Annotated in this window: 3 protein-coding genes; all 3 read left to right on the forward strand. The window is 71.1% G+C overall.

Translation table 11 applies throughout. The features are described 5' to 3' along the window. The coding region (locus WD271_13600) for a hypothetical protein (protein MEX1008865.1) at nt 1–422 on the forward strand (422 nt) is incomplete at its 5' end. Then, a complete protein-coding gene (locus WD271_13605) occupies nt 419–1,903 on the forward strand; it encodes a DUF5719 family protein (GenBank protein MEX1008866.1) in 1,485 nt (494 codons plus the stop codon). The genes WD271_13600 and WD271_13605, both read left to right, overlap by 4 nt. Next, on the forward strand, nt 1,900–2,352 hold the full coding sequence (locus WD271_13610; GenBank protein ID MEX1008867.1) for a thioredoxin domain-containing protein: 453 nt from the start codon (nt 1,900–1,902) through the stop codon (nt 2,350–2,352). The genes WD271_13605 and WD271_13610 overlap by 4 nt, the downstream gene beginning before the upstream one ends. Nucleotides 2,353–2,436: the final 84 nt, after the last annotated feature.

The following is a 2,436-nucleotide window of genomic DNA, read 5'->3' on the forward strand; positions in this document are numbered from 1 at the left end:
CCCCCCCCCCCCCCCCGGCACTCGGCGTCGACCTCTCAGCGGCCGAGCCGCTCCCGACCGCCGCTCCGGCCGCGCCAGGCGTCGTGCTGTGGGGTGAGGCGTACGACACCGTCTGGGAAGCAACCGCGTCCGAAACTGGCACGTCGCTCCGCCACTTCCGCGCGTTCGGATGGGAGAACGGGTACCGGGTCACGAGTGAGAGCTCGGTAGCACTCGCGTTCGCACACCAGTGGCAACGCTGGACGCTGCTCGGCGTGTCGCTCGTGATCTGGCTCTTCGTCCTGTGGCGCTGGTGGCGCACGCGCGTTCGTTCCGTGCGACCCATCCCGGAATCGGCGCGTGACCGACGCGAAGCGCGTCTCCGTCGCGATCCGTTCGCGGAAGCGCTCGACGACGACACGTTCTGGTGGGAGCGGGTATGACAGCGAAGACGATCCACCGAGGTCCGATTCTGATCGCGCTCGCCGTGCTGTTGGTAGCGGCGATCGTGTACGACGGCAGCGAATCGTCGAGCCAAGCGAGCGCGGCGCGTGCCGGCGCGATCGCGGCGAACCCGGCGGTGCCTCCTGCCGATGCGCTCTCCACCTCGTGGTACTGCACGGAGGGCACGTCCACCGCGGATGGTCGCGCCGACGAGACGATTCTCGTCGCGAGCGTCGCCGACACGCGGATCGACGCTACCGTCACGGTGATGCCTGGCGGCGTCGCGGCTCCGGTGTCGCGCACCGTTCACCTCGAACCGCGCGCGGAGGCGCGTGTGCGCGTCGCCGATCTGGTCGAGGCGCCGGAACCCGCGGTTGTCGTCGAAGTGGTGGGCGGCCAGGCCGTCGTGTCGCACCAGCTCGACGCCCGATCCCCATCGACTGGTGGCGACATCGCGACGGAGCCCTGTGCGCGCGGCGCGTCGTCCGACTGGTACTTCGCGAGCGGCACCACGTTGAAGGGCGCCCAGCAGTTCCTCGTGTTGTTCGACCCGTTCGGCGACGACGCCATCGTCGACGTCACCTTCGTCACCGACGACGGCGTGCAGGAGCCCGACGCGTTGCAGGCGCTCGCCGTGCCGCGCCGTTCGCGCGTGACCATCCCGGTGCACGTCGCAGTTCCGCGTCAGCGCGACGTTGCGATCCACGTTCACGCGCGGACAGGCCGGGTGGTCGCGGAGCGCTCGCATCTCTTCGACGGCACCGCGTCCGACGGCGAGGTCGTGCGCGAAGGGGTCGCCTTGTCGCTGGGCGCCGAGGCGCCGCGCCACGAGTGGTACTTCCCCTACGGCTCCACTTCGGATGGTGCGAGCGGCGTGATCGGAGTGGCGAACTTCAGCGCCTCGTCCACCACGGTCGAAGTCAACGTCATTCTCGACGGAGAGGAGACGCTCGCCGCGCAATCGGTCGCGATCCCGGCGCGTGGCGTCACCACGGTCGACGTCTCGACTCACGTACCTGCAGGGAGTCAGTACGCGGTCGCCGTCATTGCGCGCGACACGGAGGGTCGCGCGGGCCCGGTTGTGGCCGAGCTCCTCGAGTGGTGGCCGTCGGCGTCGGCAAGCACCGGCGCGGCCACCACACTCGGATCGACCCGCCTCGCGCGCCGGTGGGTCATCGCCCTGCCCGCGGCGAACGTCGACGGTGTCGTCACGGTGCTGAACCCGGGCTCGCAGCCGCTGACCGCCGCGCTCCTCGTGTTCGACGCGGGCGAGACGACCGGCCCGCCGAGCGAACCCGAGCGCGCAGTCGAGGCCGGCCGGTTCGCGGTGTTCGACCTGGCCGCGCTCGATGCCGGCGGGGATCATGTGCTCGTGGTCACGGCCGACCGCCCGGTCGCGGTCGGCATCACCTACACCGGACCCGCGGGAGCGTCGATCACCGCGGCGGTGCCGGACTACACGTACGGAACGCGCGGATGACCGGCCGGCTCGCGATCGGCGCCGCGATCCTCGTCGTCGTGCTCGGGGTCGCCTGGCTCATGCGAAGCCAGAAGCCGGAAGCGCCACCGCGCGATGTGTACCCGATCCCGCGCCAGCTCGACCGCGCCGACTTCCCGCGTCCGGACGCGCCGTGGCTCGTCGCGCTGTTCTCGTCGACCGTGTGCGATTCCTGTCGCGGTCTCCGGCCCAAGCTCGCAGCACTGGAGTCGAGCGCGGTCGCGACCTGCGAGGTCGAGGCGTCGGTGCGCGGCGACCTCCACCGCCGCTACGAGATCTCCGCGATCCCGATGACGGTCGTCGCCGACGCCACCGGCGTGGTGCAGCGCGCGTTCGTCGGCGCGTTCACCGCCACTGACCTCTGGGCCGCGGTTGCCGACGCTCGCATCCCCGGCGCCAGCCCCGAACCCACCATCGGCACCCTCGAATAGAACAAACTGGCGTCGCAAGACACCGATAACGCGGCGCGAAGCGTGGCCTGCGGGGTACCGCGAAGACGTTGACGGTGCGCCGGG

The sequence above is a fragment of the Acidimicrobiia bacterium genome (assembly GCA_040880805.1).
Classification (GTDB): Bacteria; Actinomycetota; Acidimicrobiia; order IMCC26256; family DASPTH01; genus DASPTH01.